Source organism: Salinicola sp., from assembly GCF_982684285.1.
Genome location: NZ_CEXLVS010000516.1, coordinates 1 through 1107, shown reverse-complemented (window position 1 = coordinate 1107; position 1107 = coordinate 1). Strand labels below are relative to the sequence as shown.

Annotated in this window: 1 protein-coding gene and 1 pseudogene; both read right to left on the bottom strand. The window is 41.2% G+C overall.

What is annotated here, in order from left to right; genetic code table 11:
- Positions 1-881: GldG family protein (locus AC3AYF_RS21595; RefSeq protein WP_487780518.1), on the bottom strand; the 881-nt coding region annotated here is incomplete at its 3' end.
- Positions 882-893: 12 nt separating this feature from the next.
- Positions 894-1107: pseudogene (locus tag AC3AYF_RS21590) on the bottom strand (ABC transporter permease); the annotation flags it as partial.

Sequence of the window (1107 nt, the reverse complement as noted above, 5' to 3'; positions counted from 1 at the left end):
ATATTCGAGCTACGTGACGCTACCATGGCAGCCATTGGATTATCTGGATCTTTCTCCGGAATATCAACTTCAGCATAGGGATCTACATAGGTGATTAACTTACCACCCCGTAATACATACTGATCGATAGCATACAAAGTATTTTCAGCAAACTCCTTAGGATGAACCACCAGTAACACATCAATACTTGATGGGATCCGACGAATGTCTTTTGGCAATACCGTCACATTGAACATTTGACGTAATTCAGTCATCACAGCCCATGGTGCGGGGCCATCCGACGAAGCGATATCACCTTTTAAAGGATCATATTCTTCGCCATCAATTGCTAAGGCACTGATCACCGCCACCGATTTTTTCTCAGCATTCGACAGCTTGTAGACCATTTTAGTTAAATCATATTCAAGTACATCTTCTTTTTCTGGTTGGAAAAAAGAAATGCTCTCCGTACCATCAAGTAAGTTACTGCCGGCTAAACCGAAGTATAAAAGATCAGTTTCACCATCAATCGGCACACCTTGCAAACCATACTGCTTAGCACGCTGTTCATTATCTGAAAATGGCGCCGGATTGATGACGACTAATTTGATCATGCCGTTCGATGCACGTTGGTACTCTGCCAGCAATTCCTGCACTCGCTGAGCATATGCTTTTATGCTGGGTAGCTCTTGCGCAACCTGATCAGAATAATAAAAACGTAATGTCAGCGGAGCACTTAATGCTTCAATGATATTTAATGATCCATCCGATAAGGTGTAAAGCTTATCTTCCGTTAAATCAATTCGCGAGGCCTTAAAATTGCCATTGGTCACAATGTTAAACGACAAAAACAAGATAATGGCTAACACCAAACCTGTAGTCGATAATAGTTGTTTATTCATCTTTAAAAATTCCTAATCGGCCTTACGGACATTAATAACAATGGCATTAGCAAACAACCACACCATTATGACCGAAGCGAAATACAACATATCGCGCATATCAATAACACCCTTCGATATCGCATCAAAATGTGTCAAGAAACTAAATGAACTAATCGCATCTATCAAAGCGCTCGGCGCCCAACTGCTGAAAAAGTCCAAGACAATGCCGTAACCACTTAATACG